We start from the raw sequence: 17725 nt of genomic DNA on the forward strand, positions 1-17725 counted from the left end.
AGGGCAAAGGCAATCTGTTCATTCGTAAATCGAGACTTCTTCATGGTCATGATCTCCTCGAATAGGATGGCCCGATTTTACCTCGATTTTCTCATTTTGAATGGCTCAGTTTTTGGGTTGCAGGTCACTTCCATCGCTAAGGCTTTGCTCTGAGGTCGTATAACCCTTCTTGCGAGCCTCAATGGTTGCACATTCGATGGCATAGGCCTGCAACAATCGTTCGAGTTCCTTGGGGTTCCCCCAACGTCCCTCGAAATTGTCGTAGTTCAGGCGGCCCGAGTCCGTATCAACGACCACCGGATATTGCCAACCGGGCAACTCGATACGCCAACCAATTGCCGAAGCGTTAAATAGCTTAGTCTGCCCGAAGGTTGGAGCAGGCAAACTCAACCGGTTTGCAGCGGACCTGAGTGCGTTCAGGTCGCGAACTTTTGTCTCGATGGTGACAACATGTGACATAGAAACCTCCAATTGGATTAAAGAAATAGACATAGACGGATAGCGACCATCTCTCGTCGATTCATCTCGCAAGTGGCTGTGCCAATTCCCTGTGTAGAAGCAACGGCTAAGCTGGCCCACTTCAAGTATCTTGACGCGTTTTTGGTGAAAATTTAGATGAAGTGAGCATCTAAGCATCACGCCAGTAGCTTTGCGTGTAGCAACACAAAGCTAGAAGGCTTACGACAGGTCGGAAATATTGAAAGAGACCGGACAGTGGATGGTTGAGAAGATAACCCGCCGTCGATCATCGCCAGTGATTTGCAATATGCGAAGCAGTTGCCGCGCAGGCAATAACAAAACGATCGACAAGAGAGCCACGCCTTGTCCTTTTCGTGTTGGAAACCGACGATTAGCTTGTGAAATGCTTTGGTGATAGTATCATGAATCCAGATGCAAAATGCTAAGCATCTCCTCAAGTTATATGACGCGTTTTTGGCTTAAATTTAGACGAATCTGGCTCTCGAAAGCTGCGAGACCCCACACGCAGAACAGGAGAAGTCCTGCTCAGTATTTTGTCATGGTCTGGCACCCTGCACTTACTCATTCGCTAACACTTCTGCTGAGAAAATCAGACCGTCTACGTAGTTGCGGCCGTCGTCGTGGTTGAACCTTGACTCCATTTTCCAGTATTGGCTGATCGAGTTTCCCTGCAACTCGGTCTGAGGCTTGTTGTCGGCGACCATTGTGGCTAGGTCACCCGTTTCCTATGCGAAATTGTCCACGGCCCTTTCGTAGCGGATTTCGCACCAACCGCTGTCACTTGGCAGTAGTTCTTGGTAACGCGATTGTGTAACGCCTCCATAGATGGAGGCAATACGTAAAGCTCCCGCAAAACACCCCGTCAATCCGACCAACTGGTAATCATGATATGTATCTAATGACCCGCTTGCCTGGCCACAGTATTAGGCGCCGACTACCTCTCCCAAGTCGCTGGCATCGCGCAGCCAAGCAACTTGAAACGATTCGGTGCCTCTAACCCCGTGCCGGGGGCTTACACGTCGAGAATTGTCGCTACATTTGTTGCAAGAATCTTTTGCGACCACCCGTGGGCAACGGCAAATGCCCCGACGTAGAAGATCAACGGAATTGCCCCACGGCTCGGGTCAACCAAATTCACCGGATCGCCCGCACAGTACTCGTACAGGTTCGGCCTATCGACCATTCCCAGGGGATCCTTGGTCAGCCAGCGTCCCAGTTTGGGATGATAGACGCGATTGCGAACTAGGTAGAGACCCGTGTCCGAATCATAGTAGTAGCCGCCGAACAGCTGCCGGAAATCGCTTTCGTCGGTCGGCGTGCCGTACGGATCCGGATCGTAGCGGGGTGTCGGTTATATCATTGCGACGCCTACTACTTTACCATCGTCAAGATGGGCTACCGGATTGTGATCCTGAAATTTGAGAAGCGAGGGATTTGTTAATGCATCTGGCAGAACAGAAAAATCTAAAACTGCGTCGGCGGACTGCGGCTCGCGAGTAGCGCTGTCACGGATATCAACACCATTTAGACGGACCCAATTTTGGAAGAACTCCTCGGTCGACGGCTTCTCTGTCCGAGCAGCCTCCCCATACCATTCATGAATGAGCTGGAGAAGTTGCTGCGCAAGTTCATCACGAAACACATTCCAGTGATCCTCGACGGAATGATAGAGTTTTCGTTGAAAAGGAGTCGATCCAAGTTCACTTTCCATTACAAACGCTACGGTAACAGAGCGACCAAGCGGAGCAAAATCAGTTTTTCCGATCCACAGTCCCCGAGGGGGCTTGGGGGGAACTTCAATAGAATGCATCCAGTCCAGAGTCAGGATGCCGAATTCCGGATCGTTCACGGTTTTCGGCTTCGGGAACAACGTATACCATATTCGACGCAAGAAGTACATTTCCAGACTCTCTTAGTAATAGAGAACACCTGTTTCCGGTGACTGTCTCGGCGGTAATGGATGCGATTGCTTATGAACGCTTGGAGAAACGGCCTCCATATTTCCCCAACGGTACACTCTCCTCCCAAATGGGAAAGTCCAATGTACGTCTGCTCCACCTAACGACACTGGTTTCTGATGGTGGGCAATATTTCCGTGCAACGGTAGTTTTCTTGGCCAATTCGTTACCCGCCCCGCAAGTACACCTTTTGCTACTAACCATCGAACAATGGCCGATCGCGGTAGAACTCTCACACTCTCGTTGACTGCTCTGGTACCGATCATAAGTTTACCCGTAGCAGTATTACGCGGCTCCAAACCAGCAGGTTGCCTTGGAAGTGGCTTAATTCTTCCAGCGAGCTTACCCGTTACACGCCCGCCGAAGGCGAATGAAGCCCCCATAGCACTTCCCCTTAGCGCGCCCATGACGGTTCCTGAGAACGTGCCATTCTCCGCGTAACCACTAATCCCACCGGAAACGATTCCTCCTGCGCTACCACTAGCAATGGTACTTAAAAAACCCGCCCCATATCGCGCGAGCACCGCTCCGCCAGCTAATCCTCCAGCAGTTCCAATGGCACCTTCGTAAATACCGCCATAGATGCCAGCTTGCAATGACGTTCCCCAATCGTCGCCAGCAAATCGATGCATCCCTGTCGTCGTAACAAAGCCACCACTGAAACCGCCGACGCCGCCAGAAATACCGCCAGCGAGCAATCCTGAATACGTTGCTGTAAACCCGAGTGCGGATAGTCCGAATGCGGCGCCGAAGAAAGCAGCACCGCCCAGCCCGCCAGCAACTGCACCACCTGCTGTGAATAGGGCGAATTCCTCCGCGCGAAATTCATCGGTTGTCACGGTATAGCTAGTCCCACCCGCTACCGCGCCGAACAACGCCATTCCTCCAAGGATGACAAGCAGCGGTATCGCCTCACCACTCGGGTCGACCAAATTAACTGGATCCCCCGCACAGTACTCGTACAAATTCGGCCCATCGACCATACCCAGCGGATCTTTGGTGAGCCAGCGGCCTAGTTTGGGATGGTAGACGCGATTGCGAACTAGGTAGAGACCAGTCGTCGAATCGTAATAGTAACCGCCGAAGAGATGCTGGAATCCCTCCTCGCCGGAGGGCGTGCCATATGGATCGTACGTGATCAATTGGTCGAGCGTTGCCTGGGCGTCTGGAACGACTCCCACTACATTGCCGTTGATGTCCGACAGGGCGTACTGTCGCTCTAAAAGCGTATCGTCGCTGTCGTACTTTTCGCGGCAGACCAGGTCGTTGGGGCCGCGCACGCCCCAAATGTATTCGTACCGATGGGAATCCAACACTGCGGACGCGTCGTAGTCCAAAACATCTTCTTCCAGCAGTTGCCAGTCGGGAGAATAGGTGTAGCGCGTGAAACGACTGTCAGACGTGCCAGGGATATTACTATGCTTGGCTAGAATTCGGCCGAACCCGTCGTACTCCAAAAGTACCTGGTCGTCGCCACTTTTGATGTAGGCAGGCCGATTCCATGCGTCGTACCTAATTTCCATTGACTGGGAAGGAAGATCTGGCTGTGGTTGCACCGTGAGGTTGCCAGCCTGGTCATACACGGGCTGCGTCCACTTCCCTTCGTTGGCAAGATTCTTGATGCTTGCGATTCGATCCCCAGGACCGTGTTGCCGCTTCTGATGTAGATTGCTGTTGCTGCGGACATCCCAGTTCAGCCAATTGCCTGACCCGTCCAGGGGCGACGGTTAGTGGGATGACTCAAACGCCAAAGGCCGGAGATTGGTAGATGGATAAGCCGCTGCTCATAGCCTACGACCCAATTTCGCCACTCCCCTCAAAAATGCTTTCTATTTTGCCATCATTAAACATAAACGTATACTCGCCATCACCATAGCTTGGCTGAAGCAGAACACCGAATCCACCATCTGATCCTTCTAATAACTCAGCAATTGGCACATCCAGTATCCCTGATGCTTTTCCCTGAACGATGCTAATCAATTGAGGGTTCTTTATTGCGGCGACATCAACGATATACAATAGTCCATAGTCTACTGCAACCACAAATGAATCATGATATTGAATTCCATTGGGCTGGCTGTGTGCAATGACAACTCGCAGTATCCTATCTGTTTTCAACGATTCCACAACAGATACTTGCACTTCCCCATTACCAATTGCTACGCTCTGGTATTCGCTAAAATTAAAATCGCCAGTAACCAGCAACGCTCCGCCAGTTACATTAAATGCCAGCTGAACCTCACCATCAGTACTAAACCTAGCAGGATTTTTTCGCTCAAATTGTCTGCCAATCAAAAATGAGACCAGGTACACCGAGACAAGAAGTAACATGTAGACAGGGAATGTAATTACAGACCCAATATAAAAAGCAGTGAACAAAACAGATGCTGCAACAATTGCGTAATAACATAAGTTCATGGCGATCATCCCAGCAATTGAACAATTACTTGTCTTCTCCGTACATTAGCTCGTGCAAGTCGGCTAGCGTGTTGTAAAGCTCATCTATCTTGTGACCTGTATAATTAAGTGTGCTATACGCTGTGTATCCAACAATCCCAGTGAACCCATAGCGATACACATGTATGCCCAATACTTTTCGGTTAAGTAATCCTCGATTTATATATCTAGGAAGTGGCACAAGATTTATCCCTGAATTCCCAATCCTGCGCAACTGCTCTCCAAGGAGTGGAAACCTTGCAGTTAAGCGGCGAATCAGAGCCTGTGATATAAAAACGTGATCCATGTCAAATGGGCCTAGTCGGCGCAAGAGCCTTCCGAGAAGTCTCTTTGAAATATCTTGATTTGCCTTGAATCCAATTCGCGTATCATAAATAGTGCGAAGCAATCTACGACCGTATCCAGGTCTTAGCCCGCGTCCTTGTTGAAAGAAACGCCCCCAACCTTGTGCAAATTGGCGTCCAAATGTGGTTAATGGTTGACGAAACACAAATCCTGTACCAGCTGTCACGCCACCAATAAGGCCGCTTGCTCCAGTATCCCAGGCAAGCTCTTCAAGATCGACCCTGCCTCTGTCAATCGACTGTCGAACGACAGATTCCGTTGCTCCATAGGCCAAACCGCCTGCTAGGCCGATTCCGACGACCCCTAAGAATGTGGGGTCGCCAGTTCCAGCACCGATTACGCCTCCAACTAGCGCGCCGGATACAGCACCCCCGGCAACCGCGCCTCCCAATCCTCCCCATGTATAACCGTCTTCTCCCATCCAGCCAAGAGCTCCATAGCCAACGGCACCTGCAACCGCTCCCCCAAGTGCTCCAAGTCCAGCAAATCCCCAACTCCACAATTCACCGCTTGGATCGATTAGATTCACCGGATCCCCCGCGCAGTACTCGTACAGATTCGGCCCATCGACCATTCCCAGCGGATCTTTGGTGAGCCAGCGGCCGAGTTTCGGGTGGTAGATGCGATTGCGAACCAGGTAGAGGCCCGTGTCCGAATCGTAATAGTAGCCGCCGAAGAGATGCTGGAAGTCATACTCGCCGGTGGGCGTGCCATATGGCATCATACGTGATCAAGCGATTCAGGTAGTCTTCCGCTTCAGGAATCAGACCCACGACATTGCCATCCGAGAGCGAATAAAGACGTACTAACAAATTGCTCTGGCCGTCGTATTTCTCCCGACAGATTAAATCGGTAGGGCCACGAACTCCCAATAGTCGCGAGTTGCAGTGGCTGCTAACGATTCAATTGTGCCTAAATTCCAAATCCTATCGTGCAAGCTCATTTCCACCTGCCGTATTTTCGCGACAGTGGGTGATACCACCCCAGATCGCTTTGGATCACCCGACACCGTACAATAGAAACCCAGTTATGGCCCATAATCCTAAATACAAAGTGACAAAGCACATGCTTCGAATCGGTGTCCATACCGAGTAGCCGGTTGGAAAGTCAGGGTGAGCAATGATTGGCATATTGATGGTGGTTCCTCCCACTACTAAAACCCCTAAGCCGATTAGTGCGGCTAGAGCAAGCCAACTTGAAATCCACTGAAACGATGCTGCGGTCGCTGTCCACACCAATAAGACTTGACAGAACCACATGGCAAATGTGCGACCGATATCATCGAGCAAGTAACGAAAAATAGTTTTCCTAACTATCCTCGATCTCCTCTGGGCAACGGGCAAATCCGATTCCGACGTCGATCTAGATGTACTCATGTCTTTCCCGGTCTTATTATCTTGGGATCCCATAAAGCTGATCAATCGTACGTTTATACCCTCCGTTCGCAAATGCATAGATTGAAAACACGATAGCAGCGTCAAGAGAAGCATCCATGGTATAGCTACCTATCGACATCGTAAGGTATCGCAATGTTGCACCAAAATTTGAGGTCCGTATTCCCGTCTGCAGGTTAATATCTCCTGGACCGCGACTGAAATACTGACCTCCTGCCCGCTTCCAGCCCAATCGAAAAAGACCGATTCCTCTGACTCGAACAAACTCATCTAATGCGCTACCGGTGACTTCAGCAGTACCAGTTGGAAGCTCTGCGCGTCCTACGTGCCAAATTCGACGGATTGCCCACATTGCCTTAAGTTCAGCCTCCGAATATGGAGTGGCCCAAAGACGACCTCCTAGTCCAGCTTCTGCGACATCACCGCGCCAAGGTCCTTTCCAAGTATGAATGTATAACTTGCTCGGTCTCGCACCTGCTCCGAACAACTTGCTAGTCCCGCGTCCAATTATCCCCCCAACAGCACCGAAAGCAACTCCACCAACTGCTCCGCCTCCAACATGCATGCCCAAACCACTTAATGTAGGTCCGGCGGCGAGATTGCCACCTAGGGCTTGGGCTCCGAGCGTCCATGTCAAATATTCGGCACCGCCGGCGACCGCGCCAGAGAATGCCAGGGTGGACCAATATCCCAATCCGATCGTACCGGCTACCGAACTCGCTGCCCAACCGCCAAGAACGCCCGCAGTAGCGGCGGCAGCTGTGAGACCAGCAAGCTCCCAACCACCTGCCTGGGCCAAATACTCGGGACCGATCATCTCGGCCATGCCTTGGCCTGAAGCTTGATAGGCTCTCCCAAGCCAGGAATTGGATGCCCCGACATCCCATATCGCTCCTCCAGACCCGTAGGCCCAGTCGAGAGGATCATCCCAGAACGACACCGTTCCACTCGGGTCGATAAGATTAACCGGATCGCCCGCACAGTACTCGTACAGGTTCGGCCCATCGACCATGCCCAGCGGATCTTTGGTGAGCCAGCGGCCTAGCTTAGGATGGTAGACACGATTGCGAACCAGGTAGAGTCCCGTGTCCGAATCATAGTAGTAGCCACCGAACAACTGCCGGAAATCGTTTTCGTCGGTGGGCGTCCCATACGGATCGTACGTGATCAAGCGATTCAGGTAGTCTTCCGCCTCCGGAATAAGTCCGACGATATTGCCATTGGCATCCGAGAGGGCGACTGAATGAAGTGGCTTTGATTCCCGCTTAGCACCCAACACGCGAACAGTCAGGAAGACTTCTCATCCAAGTTTGTAATGATCCATTTCTCACCGTCGAAAAACTCTGTCCAGCCGTTTTCACCGAAGAGCCTAGATGTTGCAATCGCGGCAGCACAAAAAATCGTGTCGATGCGTGTGTCGGCCAAAGAGCCTTCGATACAAAAGGGCAAAACTTTATCGGTGCGATTCAGCGTCTTCTTCGCATACTGAATACCGTCATAGGCCGCGTCAAGCCACTCCTGCGTTACAGGTTCACCATCTCCAGAAAGATTAATATGATCAGGCGCATTCTGTGGAAAGCCAACGAGTACTCTTGCAAAATTTCCGTGGCCACCAGCAGCTCGTCGAAGCGTATAGCTCGCTAAGCCTTCTTGATTCATGTTCTCATCCTAAACCATCTATAGACACGTTTGTCAAAGAAATGCTCTGTCCCCAAGGCTCGCGGATAAATTACGTAATCAAAACCGTGTGGTATCATGTCATCTGCATAAGCAGTGTATGTGTCTGTAAACTGATCAAAAGCTTCTCCACTTACCTGTCTTAGGTCAATTCGAGAAAAACTTCTTAATCGACTATTGCTTATACGAAAACTGCGAATAGCCGTGCCGTATGAGGGATCGAAATCTCCCTTTAGAGATCTTTTTGTAAAGTAACCCACTGCGTCGCTCTTGCGTCCCCAAACATACAACCCTTCGCCTAAGTTCGCTCGATTCATACCTGTAGGCCATGGTTCACCTCCAGCAGCTAGCCGTGCAGCAGCTTTGTCACTCAAGACGCTATAGAATCGCGTGGAATTGACACGGAAATTTGCTAAACGAGCCGTCCGAATGGTTCGCCCTAATCTCCAAAGGCCACCTGGGGCGCCGCCTGCCATCATACCAAGATTGGCCCCCAGTAGTGGGTCGTCAGTCAGTTGAGAGCCAATTGTTGCTCCGGCAATCCCGCCGCCCAATGAGAGAAGTTCCGGGGCCACATTCCGTGCCCGTTTACTGAGGACCGTTCGCCAGCCGAATTGTCGGGCCGCTTGCGGAATACCGGCAACTGCGCCTCGACGCAAGATACCGCCAATGTCTCCTACGAAAAGCCCAGCCAATCCGCCCCACTGGTAGCCTTGATTTGGATCCCAGGCCCCGGTCGCTTCGCCACCGTAATAACCACCAATTGACCCTAATGCGCTGCCATAGGCTCCAAAGGGGTTAAACCCACCCAGTGCCCCTAAACCCGTGCCGAGGGCTTGCTCGCCGAGACTTGCCTCTCCATTTGTTGCCAGGATCGTTTGCGACCACCCGTGGGCGGCAGCAATAGCAAATGCGCCGACGTAGAGGATCAACGGAATCGCCTCACCACTCGGGTCGATAAGATTCACCGGATCGCCCGCACAGTACTCGTACAGGTTCGGCCCATCGACCATGCCCAGGGGATCCTTGGTCAGCCAGCGTCCCAGTTTGGGATGGTAGACGCGATTGCGAACTAGGTAGAGACCCGTGTCCGAATCATAGTAGTAGCCGCCGAACAGCTGCCGGAAATCGCTTTCGTCGGTGGGCGTGCCGTACGGGTCGTAGGTGATCAAGCGATTCAGGTAGTTTTCCGCTTCAGGAATCAGACCCACGACATTACCATTGGCATCCGAGAGCGAATAAAGACGTTCCAACAAGTTGCTCTGGCTGTCGTATTTTTCCCGACAGATCAAATCGTCCTGACCCCGGATTCCCCAGACGTATTCGTAACGGTATGGGCTTCCTTCCTGAGGCGTGATCTCTTCCTCCAACAGTTGCCAGTCGGGCGTGTACAGGTAGACTATTACGTTTTTAAATTATGCTCGATAAGCTGCAAGACGGACATTCCCGTTGGCTCTTCTCGGCACTCTGCACCCACTAGATGCACCACCTCATTCTGCATTGATCCCGATCTAATTTCTAAAGCGAGTATGTCATCGGCAAGGTTTCCTATCCTGAAAAATCGTTTGCTGCCAAGGTCGATGATCCGATGCAATCTCGGAACGGAACCGAGAACTTCAAGTTTGTTGAGCCTTATGCCATCGCTAAAGTGGAGCACATCACGATACTCCGCATTTAACGTCAATCCCATCAGCGATTGTTTTCTAAATGCTCGTGTGTTGCAAATTACTACGTTCGCACCGAACTTGCCTTCCTCAGCGACAGCAAAGGCTGCTTGACTCAGCCTTCCCAATTGGTGTTTTCGCACTTCCCAGTACTGTCTCTCATCGGGCACTTCCGGCGGCAATATCTCGAAATCTCGTGGCTCCGCGGGATAGTCGGTGTCCTGCGTTCCAGTATTCAGGAAGATACGGTGCAGCAAAGACGGAACTTCTAGTCGGATCTCGCCAACGACCTCTTCCTGATATGTTAAGGCACATGTAAAAAATGGCGTCGGCAAGAACAGTGGAGCGACAGCACACCCGCCAACTGCGATTTGCTGCTCCAGTACGATCATGCCATCAGAGACTTTTCGGTCTAGCCAGTCCGGGGCACCAGGAACAGAACCGCGAACAAATGTGGTCATAGCAACTAGCTGAGCCTGCACCGAAAGGAATCGTAGGTTGTAGCTGGGCAGGGCCGTGAGCTGGCACAATAAATGACGTTCGAACGGGTGAAGCCTGTTTGGCGAGTACGCATAAACCCCTCGCCCAAGCATACGATCCCAAAAGCCCATAGCTAGTCCTCGCCAAGGAAGGGTGATATGGCCAGATCAGTCAGGTAGTAGGCTCCATATCCGACCTGGGCAGCCGCCACGACGCCCCATGCTCGCTGGACGGGGCTGAGACCAACCCACGTCGAGTAAGGCGATCCGATTGCGAAGCCTCTCCCTAAAGTAATTCCACGGGCGTACCAAGGGACATTATACCCTTTAACATAGGGATCTGCGATCGCGTGTCGACTCTTGGTCAAGAGTTTCGCGTTTGAGTGCCCAAACTTCTGGATGGCACGGGCTAAGCCAGGCAAATACGGTTCAATTATCTGGGTAAGAAGCCGAATGTGCCGATGGGCTATGACGCCGTGATGCCAGTCCTGCGGCGCACTAGTAGGCCAATGGACAGGATTGGTGCGATCGGACCTGCCCAGTCGCCGGTTCATTCGGGTCCTTACATCTTTCCACTCAAGTGACTTCGATCTCCCGTGCTTGGTTTCCCAAAGAAGTCGTTGATCTCCCCGTGCTCTTTTTAGGTAGTTTGCACGGAATTGGCCAGCCCTTACACCGGTATGGAGGCCACCAAGTGCTGCGCCCCAATAGTCCCCTTCACGCAAACTCTCAATCGACTGATAACCATTGGCAGTAATGTCTCCAGTCTGTGTGATATCGATTGTTGTACTAAGCCACCGGGCCACCTGCCGTGTCTGGATTGAGTAGTCGCTGATGGCGTTGCCTGCACGAATCGCCTTGATTGCGGCCCCAGCGCCGCCCGGGATAAACGGCAAGGCTATGGCCAAAGCATCCGCAGTGAGTCCAAGCAGGTCAACAACAACATCCGTTGTCGTGCCATGCTGCCAATTGTAGGCGAGGCTTGTTAGCCCAACTCCAAATGAAAACGCATCCCAAACAGACTCGGCATAGCCTCCACTCGGGTCGATCAGATTCACCGGATCGCCCGCACAGTACTCGTATAGGTTCGGCCCATCGACCATCCCCAGGGGATCTTTGGTGAGCCAGCGACCCAGTTTGGGATGGTAGACGCGATTGCGAACCAGGTAGAGCCCCGTGTCCGAGTCTTAGTAGTACCCGTCAAACAACTGCCGGAAATCGTTTTCGTCGGTGGGTGTGCCGTACGGATCGTACGTGATCAAGCGATTCAGATTGGCCTGCTATTAAATTCCTGATCCATTCGTTATGAAGTCTTTCAGCCGATTTTGGCAAGGAGATTTCGACGATGTCAACCAAGAGACGCAAGCGACATTCGCCTGATCAGATTGTGCGAAAGCTTCGTGACGCGGATGCGATGCTTAACGCAGGCAAAGACTTGGCCGAGGTACTTCAGACGCTGGAGGTCAGCCAGTCGACCTACGAGCGGTGGCGGAACCAGTTCGGCGGAATGAAATCGGAAGAGGCGAAGCGTTTGAAGCAGCTTGAAGATGAGAACCGGCGACTGAAGCAGTTGGTCGCCGATCAGGCCCTCGACATTCAGATGCTGAAGTTCATCAACGAGGGAAACTGGTAAGCCCTTCTCGCAAACGCGAAGCGGTTCAAGCCGCTTGTCGCCAGTTCGAGGTGTCGCAGCGCCGGGCCTGTTCGGCGCTCGATCAACCTCGCAGTACGCAGCGTTATATGGCCAAGCCGCGAGACGAGGAAACCGTGATCGCCCAACGCATGCGTGAGGTGGCCACGAAACGTCCCCGTTGGGGTTATCGCCGTGTTGCCTGGCAGCTTCGCCGCGATGGCTTTCAGGTGAGCGACACGCGGGCCTACCGTTTGTGGCGTCGAGAAGGGCTGAAAGTGCCGATGAAAAAGCGAAAAAGACGCAGCAAGGGCGTGAGCGAGAACGGCTGTGACAATCGTCGTGCCGAACAAAAGGACGATGTCTGGTGTTGGGACTTCATCTTCGATCGAACCGAACGAGGAAGCACTTTGAAATGGCTGTCGATCGTCGACGAGTTCACGCGGGAGTGTCTGACATTGAAGGTCGACCGCGGCATCACCAGTGAAGATGTGATCGACTCGCTGGCGGAACTGTTCGCGATGCGGGGCGTGCCGAGGTGCATCCGCAGCGACAACGGCCCCGAGTTCGTAGCGAAGGAAATCCAGCGTTGGCTGAAGCTGGTCGGCGTCGAGACGTTGTACGTCGAACCAGGCAGCCCGTGGCAGAACGGTTACGCCGAGAGCTTCCACAGCCGCGTACGGGACGAGTTTTTGGCGATGGAGATCTTCGAGAGCCTGACCGCGGCCCAGAAGCTGAGCAGGTACTGGAAACAAGATTACAACGAGAACCGGCCGCATAGCTCGCTGGGGTACGTGACCCCGGTTGAGTTCGCGGCTCGGTGTGCTGCTTCCGCTCCGGCTACGCCTGCGCTTCAGCAGCACACCGACTTTACCCAGGCGGAATCTTCATAAGGGGTGGTACAAGAATTTGAGGCTGGTCAAGATAGTCTTCCGCTTCCGGAATTAGTCCGCCGATATTGCCATTGGCATCCGAGCGCGAATAGAGGCGTTCCAGCAAGTTGCTCTCGGCGTCGTATTTCTCCCGACAGATCAAATCGTCCTGACCACGGATTCCCCAGATGTATTCGTAGCGGCTAGGGCTTCTTTCCCGAGACGCAATTACTTCCTCGAACAGTTGCCAGTCGGGCGTATACGTGAAGCGGAGGTCCCCGCTGCCCGAATTGGTTAGTACCAGGCGTCCCAACCCATAGCAGGAAAACCGCGTGAGTTCGCGGTCAGATCAAACGGGCGGCTCTAGGCATCGTACGTGCCCCTCTCGCCTACTTCAGACTGCAGGAGATTTGCGCACAGGCACGTGCGCATCATCTTAACGTAAGAATCGCCATGTTAGCCATCCCACGACAACCGTACCTAAGAGAATAACGTTGACGACAATCAGCCAGAACCTCAGACTCACATTCGCAGATGATGGAGGATCGCCAACCGTTCGTCCTTTTGTAATCCTGCCTGCAGCATCAACATCATACACCATGGTCCCATCAGGAAATTTAACATCTTGAAAATAGCTTTCTGGATAAGTGGGATTTAGGTCTACGTCGCTCACTTTGTAGGTTTGTGATATCTTGGAAATCTTCCTACCCTGCTTTAATGCAAATGCATCATTTATTTCCGATGACGCGCCAACGGGAAACCACATCCCAGGCTCCACCTCTCTAAATTCGCCTACCTCTGCCTCATACTTCGGAAGCTTCTTTGACCATTTATAATCAAACCCAATAACCTTGACGGGTATATAATTTCTATTCACTGCAAGCCATACATGAAACTCTTCTTCAACTTTATTCGATTTAGTCGAAACATGCCTAAGCGCCAACTTCTCACAGTCGAGGTCATTCCATTTATCTTGCCCCAAATAAGTGACGTCAAATTCTCGCGATTTAAGTGGAGACACATCGCCTGGGTAAGCACTAATTGCATCGTAACCCTGAAGAAGAACTGAAAGCGGCACAGGGTATGTAACACCTTGTAGCAATATCATATGCGGGCGAATAGCATTGCTGTCGACTGTAGGACCATCAACAATATTGGCAATCCCATTATTTATCACACGTGTCACCTTTCCGTCGAATGCCCGAATCCGTTCTTCTTCGTCTTGTGACGCATCGCCCCCTCCCGTAATATTCTCCCGGCTATGAACACGCATCATGCCATCCTGTGACACCATATGCGTCTCGGAGGATTGACGTTTTACAATATGCTTGTCGCCCGGATCCTTGCCTCGCCGATACTCCGTTGCGGCCGATACGTCACAGTTGACAAACAGCTCCTCAGCGGAACGTACATTGCCAATAATGGCGTCAACTTCAGCAGCACGAGCAATGACAAGACCACTACAATAATCGCCAATTACCAACAAACAGACAAATGTACTTAGAAATTCAATCACTTTCTTCATCGCAGCACCACACTCCATGCCAGTGAATCGAGTAACGCTTTGATATCTTATTCGCATGAGTGAACATCCTCCCAGAATTCCCATCTCTCATCGAATATAAGCCCACAGTCGCATTCTTCAAAGTCACATACTAAGCCGCCATCGTCGCCAAGGCCGGGGCATTCACAGTAAAATAACCTTGCGTCATCGCAGCTACTCTGAGGCGGATCATTAAAAACGGCGTGTGGGTCGCAAAAATCGGTACCATGCCCAGTAGGCTTACATTGTTTCGATGCAAGTGCCCCGGGATCCGCCTTAGAGGCTATACACCTATAGACTGGCCAGTTTGGCTTATTTGGATCAGGATGCATGCACTGGTTTGTTGTCCCCGTCTCGGGATCTTCTTCTAATTCGGGAACCACGTACATCACCAAGCAGTCATCACAGTCTCTTTCCATACATTTTGCACCCGAATCCTCCTGAATTCCAAGGACACGACTCGCCGAATACAAACACGAAGCAATTACCGCCACTGCAAATGCAATCCTATACGTCACTCGCTGTACTGACACTTTCACCTCTCCTTAAAATGAGATATTTGACCTATTTAACTTAAGAACACCTACAAACAGACTTGAACCTCAACCAAAAGCGGCATTCTCGGGCATTTGTTGCACACTTGCGATCAGCCATGGCCTAAACTGGGCCGTGACAACTAACGTTAGCCATTAATCGCAGTGCAATCGCACCCGTATTCTTATCGTTCGAGATTATGCCGAGCCCCTTGTCGCTAATTGTGCGTTGCGAGCCTCTGCCTCCTAGTTTGCGTTTACTTCCTTCAGACGAGGAAGACTATATAGCTGCCTGACGCGATTTGCATCATCCGGTGTAATGAAATATACATTCATGCTATATCCAATGTAATCTACCGGCGTAAAGTGCTGAAAATATGTAAAGTCACAGTGCGGATCTGTGTGCTTTAAGTAGGTCCAACCAGGCGTGCCACACGACACTGGAAAGCGACTGCCTTGTACAAAATTTACATCCACGACATGCCATCCTGGCTTTGGGCCAAGCCATGACGAAAGATTACCGGTTGCAGTAGCAGAGGGGCCGAGCGGTGGCAGCTCGCCCTTTATCCCCATGAGCGATGGTTCAACCCACCCGAAGCACGCGATATGCAATTGATCACTCGCCTCAGGATTAGAATCAACCCATTCTTTTAGCAGCAGAATATCCTGCCCCCAGGCAGTGTTGCTATTCAGGAGGTGAAATGAGCCGTTAAGTGGCCCGCCGGAGAATTCATTAAAGTATGAAAGCGAATGCGGAACGGTAAACAGACTTGATAATGAAGTGGCCACGACACAACTGATGGCAAGCCTTTTCATCCAAACTAGGTTGCAATCGACAAGTGCCCTTGAACCCCAGACGAACAGAAATGGCAACGCAGGGAGTACATACCTAAAGTGGTGACTAAATCCAGACTGTGAACTAACGACAATAAAGACAACAAGCGCGGGCATCAAAAGAAACAATTCGTCTGCTGTGATACCCCTGGTCATCCTAACCCCTACGCTTAATCCAGCAAGCCCAAGCAATAGCTGAGTCCCATGGGGCATTTTTACCATGGCACAGTAGCAGTAGTAGTACCACCACCCTCGATCGTGCCAACTTCCGCGCATGTATGAACGCGCTCCCTGCTCGAAATCAAATGCCTGCAGGTCAATTCCGTAGATAAAATCGCTAGGAAAAGGAACAGGAAGGTAAGCCGTGATGCTACGATCCGGTGCATTAGCGAAAGCAGATCCGTCAATCATACTGGCCAGCACGTTGAAACGATCACTTTTAAAGCCATAGGACTCGATATCGCACAACACACCATCAAAGGCGTAGCATGAATTAATACCCCATATTACCACCAGCAGCATCGCCGCAAGCTGCAATATCCCGGTCACTGCAAATGAGCGTCGCACGTAGACCGTGTAGTACAGCCACATGGTAGGACAGATGAATAGAAAGACTAGCATCGTGGTTTTGCAGAGCACTGCAAGCCCAATCGCAGCGCCAGCCATGAAGGCCAAGCCCCAAGTGCCAGACTTTGACCAGCGCCAAAAGATGTAGGCGGCAAGCATCCCACATGCTGCTGCAGGAACGTCTGGCATTATCAATGCTCCGTGGCCAATTACAGTTGGACTGAAGCACCAGAGTGCGCAGGCGCCTAACCCTGGCTGTTCACCGTACAGATCACGGCCCCACAAGTAGCACAAGAGGCACCCCAGAATGCTGAACGGCAACATCGCATATCTTCCTAGCCTATACAGGTTCAGAAAGTCCTCACGATTGCTCCGGATGAATTCAACGCCAAATGCAATTTCTTGACGTGACCATGGATGTATTTTCTTCTCGTAGGATTCGAGCGATGGTGACTGCGTGACAAGGACAGGAATAGCCGCAAGCATTCGCGGGAGGGGAGGGTTAACCCGGTACAAATCAAAGCGGAGGGTTCGCCAGTGATGTATGCCAGCCGACAGGTGCGGGACCTCATGAAATACAGGCGCATTATAATAACATAACCAGGCCACGAGCGTGACATGGATCAACAATAGAGATGCAAGAATTGCTCTATGACATACCATCGGGTAACAGGGGCTAATTGACAGGATCGGAAATTGCTCAACGTGTTCGCACTTGAACTATGGCGGGAGTCGTTACGCCAGGCCAATTCAGGCGAATTTCTTTCTTCGATAGTGGAAAATCGTCATCAAAATGCAGCCGAACTCGCTGGCGTGTCCCCCAGTTTCCAACTAGGGGGGAACCGAGATGTTCGACCGTTATTCCGGTGTCACCACCTGAAACAATTTGCCCTGCAGCTCCTTTCGGTGCTAGGTTACCTGCGACTGATAGTACGATATCGACAGACTTCCACTTGCTTGTCTCGTCGCTCCTGGCAAGGAACACCGTCGAAGGCGAGACCGAAATTGGTGCCGATATCGTCCAGCGTACTGGCACCGCTAAGGTTGCCAATTGTGATTCCTTAGGGCTTATTTTAATTGCTGCGAAATGATCGCCAGTAAAAGACAGTCCACGCAGACTTACATGAACGATGACCCCCTCGGCATCCTGAGACATCTCGAAGGCTGGCATGCTCCCCAAAAACTGGTCCATGTGTTATGAGAGTCTAGAGGCCAATTTCGGCCAAGGAGACTCCCATGACCAAGAAGCGTAAACGACGTAGTCCCGAACAGATCGTTAAAGCCCTGCAAGA

13 protein-coding genes and 2 pseudogenes are annotated in these 17725 nt (G+C 51.7%); 2 read left to right on the forward strand and 13 right to left on the reverse strand.

The features are described 5' to 3' along the window. Positions 1 to 105 precede the first annotated feature (105 nt). From C5Y96_RS16050 to C5Y96_RS28155, 11 genes and pseudogenes are all read right to left on the reverse strand, one after another. Entirely contained in the window at positions 106 to 459 is a 354-nt protein-coding gene (locus C5Y96_RS16050; RefSeq protein ID WP_105355352.1) for a DUF1257 domain-containing protein, read from the reverse strand. Between the two features lie 1033 nt (positions 460 to 1492). Further along, a pseudogene (locus tag C5Y96_RS16055) lies at positions 1493 to 1798 on the reverse strand (RHS repeat-associated core domain-containing protein); the annotation flags it as partial. Positions 1799 to 1831: 33 nt separating this feature from the next. Continuing rightward, entirely contained in the window at positions 1832 to 2329 is a 498-nt protein-coding gene (locus C5Y96_RS16060; RefSeq protein WP_146115688.1) for a hypothetical protein, read from the reverse strand. A 63-nt stretch (positions 2330 to 2392) separates the two neighbouring features. After that, on the reverse strand, positions 2393 to 4021 hold the full coding sequence (locus C5Y96_RS28000; RefSeq protein ID WP_105355358.1) for an RHS repeat-associated core domain-containing protein: 1629 nt from the start codon (positions 4019 to 4021) through the stop codon (positions 2393 to 2395). Between the two features lie 208 nt (positions 4022 to 4229). Then, positions 4230 to 4856 carry a hypothetical protein gene (locus tag C5Y96_RS16070; protein ID WP_146115689.1) on the reverse strand — a complete coding sequence of 209 codons (627 nt, stop codon included), beginning with the start codon at positions 4854 to 4856 and terminating at the stop codon, positions 4230 to 4232. A gap of 25 nt (positions 4857 to 4881) precedes the next feature. Then, positions 4882 to 5964 (reverse strand): RHS repeat-associated core domain-containing protein, encoded by a 1083-nt coding sequence (locus C5Y96_RS16075; protein WP_105355362.1) that lies wholly within the window; start codon positions 5962 to 5964, stop codon positions 4882 to 4884. A 668-nt stretch (positions 5965 to 6632) separates the two neighbouring features. After that, the gene (locus C5Y96_RS28005) at positions 6633 to 7913 is read right to left on the reverse strand and encodes an RHS repeat-associated core domain-containing protein (RefSeq protein ID WP_158261261.1); all 1281 of its coding nucleotides are present in this window, start codon (positions 7911 to 7913) and stop codon (positions 6633 to 6635) included. An 8-nt stretch (positions 7914 to 7921) separates the two neighbouring features. Next, entirely contained in the window at positions 7922 to 8293 is a 372-nt protein-coding gene (locus C5Y96_RS16085) for a hypothetical protein (protein WP_105355366.1), read from the reverse strand. Continuing rightward, positions 8290 to 9681, reverse strand: coding sequence for an RHS repeat-associated core domain-containing protein (locus tag C5Y96_RS16090; protein WP_158261262.1), 1392 nt, complete (start codon positions 9679 to 9681; stop codon positions 8290 to 8292). Before C5Y96_RS16090 ends, C5Y96_RS16085 begins: the two co-directional genes overlap by 4 nt. A 32-nt stretch (positions 9682 to 9713) precedes the next feature. Beyond that, positions 9714 to 10436: a hypothetical protein gene (locus tag C5Y96_RS16095; RefSeq protein ID WP_146115690.1), complete on the reverse strand. Its 723-nt coding sequence runs from the start codon at positions 10434 to 10436 to the stop codon at positions 9714 to 9716. Between the two features lie 152 nt (positions 10437 to 10588). Further along, positions 10589 to 11629 (reverse strand): annotated as a pseudogene (locus C5Y96_RS28155) (RHS repeat-associated core domain-containing protein); the annotation flags it as partial. A gap of 170 nt (positions 11630 to 11799) precedes the next feature. On the opposite strand from C5Y96_RS28155, the gene C5Y96_RS16105 reads away from it, so the two are divergent. Then, positions 11800 to 12087 (forward strand): transposase, encoded by a 288-nt coding sequence (locus C5Y96_RS16105; RefSeq protein ID WP_105355373.1) that lies wholly within the window; start codon positions 11800 to 11802, stop codon positions 12085 to 12087. Next, a complete protein-coding gene (locus C5Y96_RS16110; RefSeq protein WP_105355374.1) occupies positions 12081 to 12977 on the forward strand; it encodes an IS3 family transposase in 897 nt (298 codons plus the stop codon). Before C5Y96_RS16105 ends, C5Y96_RS16110 begins: the two co-directional genes overlap by 7 nt. A gap of 415 nt (positions 12978 to 13392) precedes the next feature. Here C5Y96_RS16110 and C5Y96_RS16120 read toward each other — a convergent pair whose 3' ends face one another. Continuing rightward, the gene (locus tag C5Y96_RS16120; protein WP_146115691.1) at positions 13393 to 14481 is read right to left on the reverse strand and encodes an outer membrane lipoprotein-sorting protein; all 1089 of its coding nucleotides are present in this window, start codon (positions 14479 to 14481) and stop codon (positions 13393 to 13395) included. Between the two features lie 797 nt (positions 14482 to 15278). Beyond that, positions 15279 to 17096: an ArnT family glycosyltransferase gene (locus C5Y96_RS16125; RefSeq protein ID WP_105355377.1), complete on the reverse strand. Its 1818-nt coding sequence runs from the start codon at positions 17094 to 17096 to the stop codon at positions 15279 to 15281. Positions 17097 to 17725: the final 629 nt, after the last annotated feature.

Origin of the sequence: Blastopirellula marina (genome assembly GCF_002967715.1) — a bacterium.
GTDB lineage: Bacteria > Planctomycetota > Planctomycetia > Pirellulales > Pirellulaceae > Bremerella > Bremerella marina_B.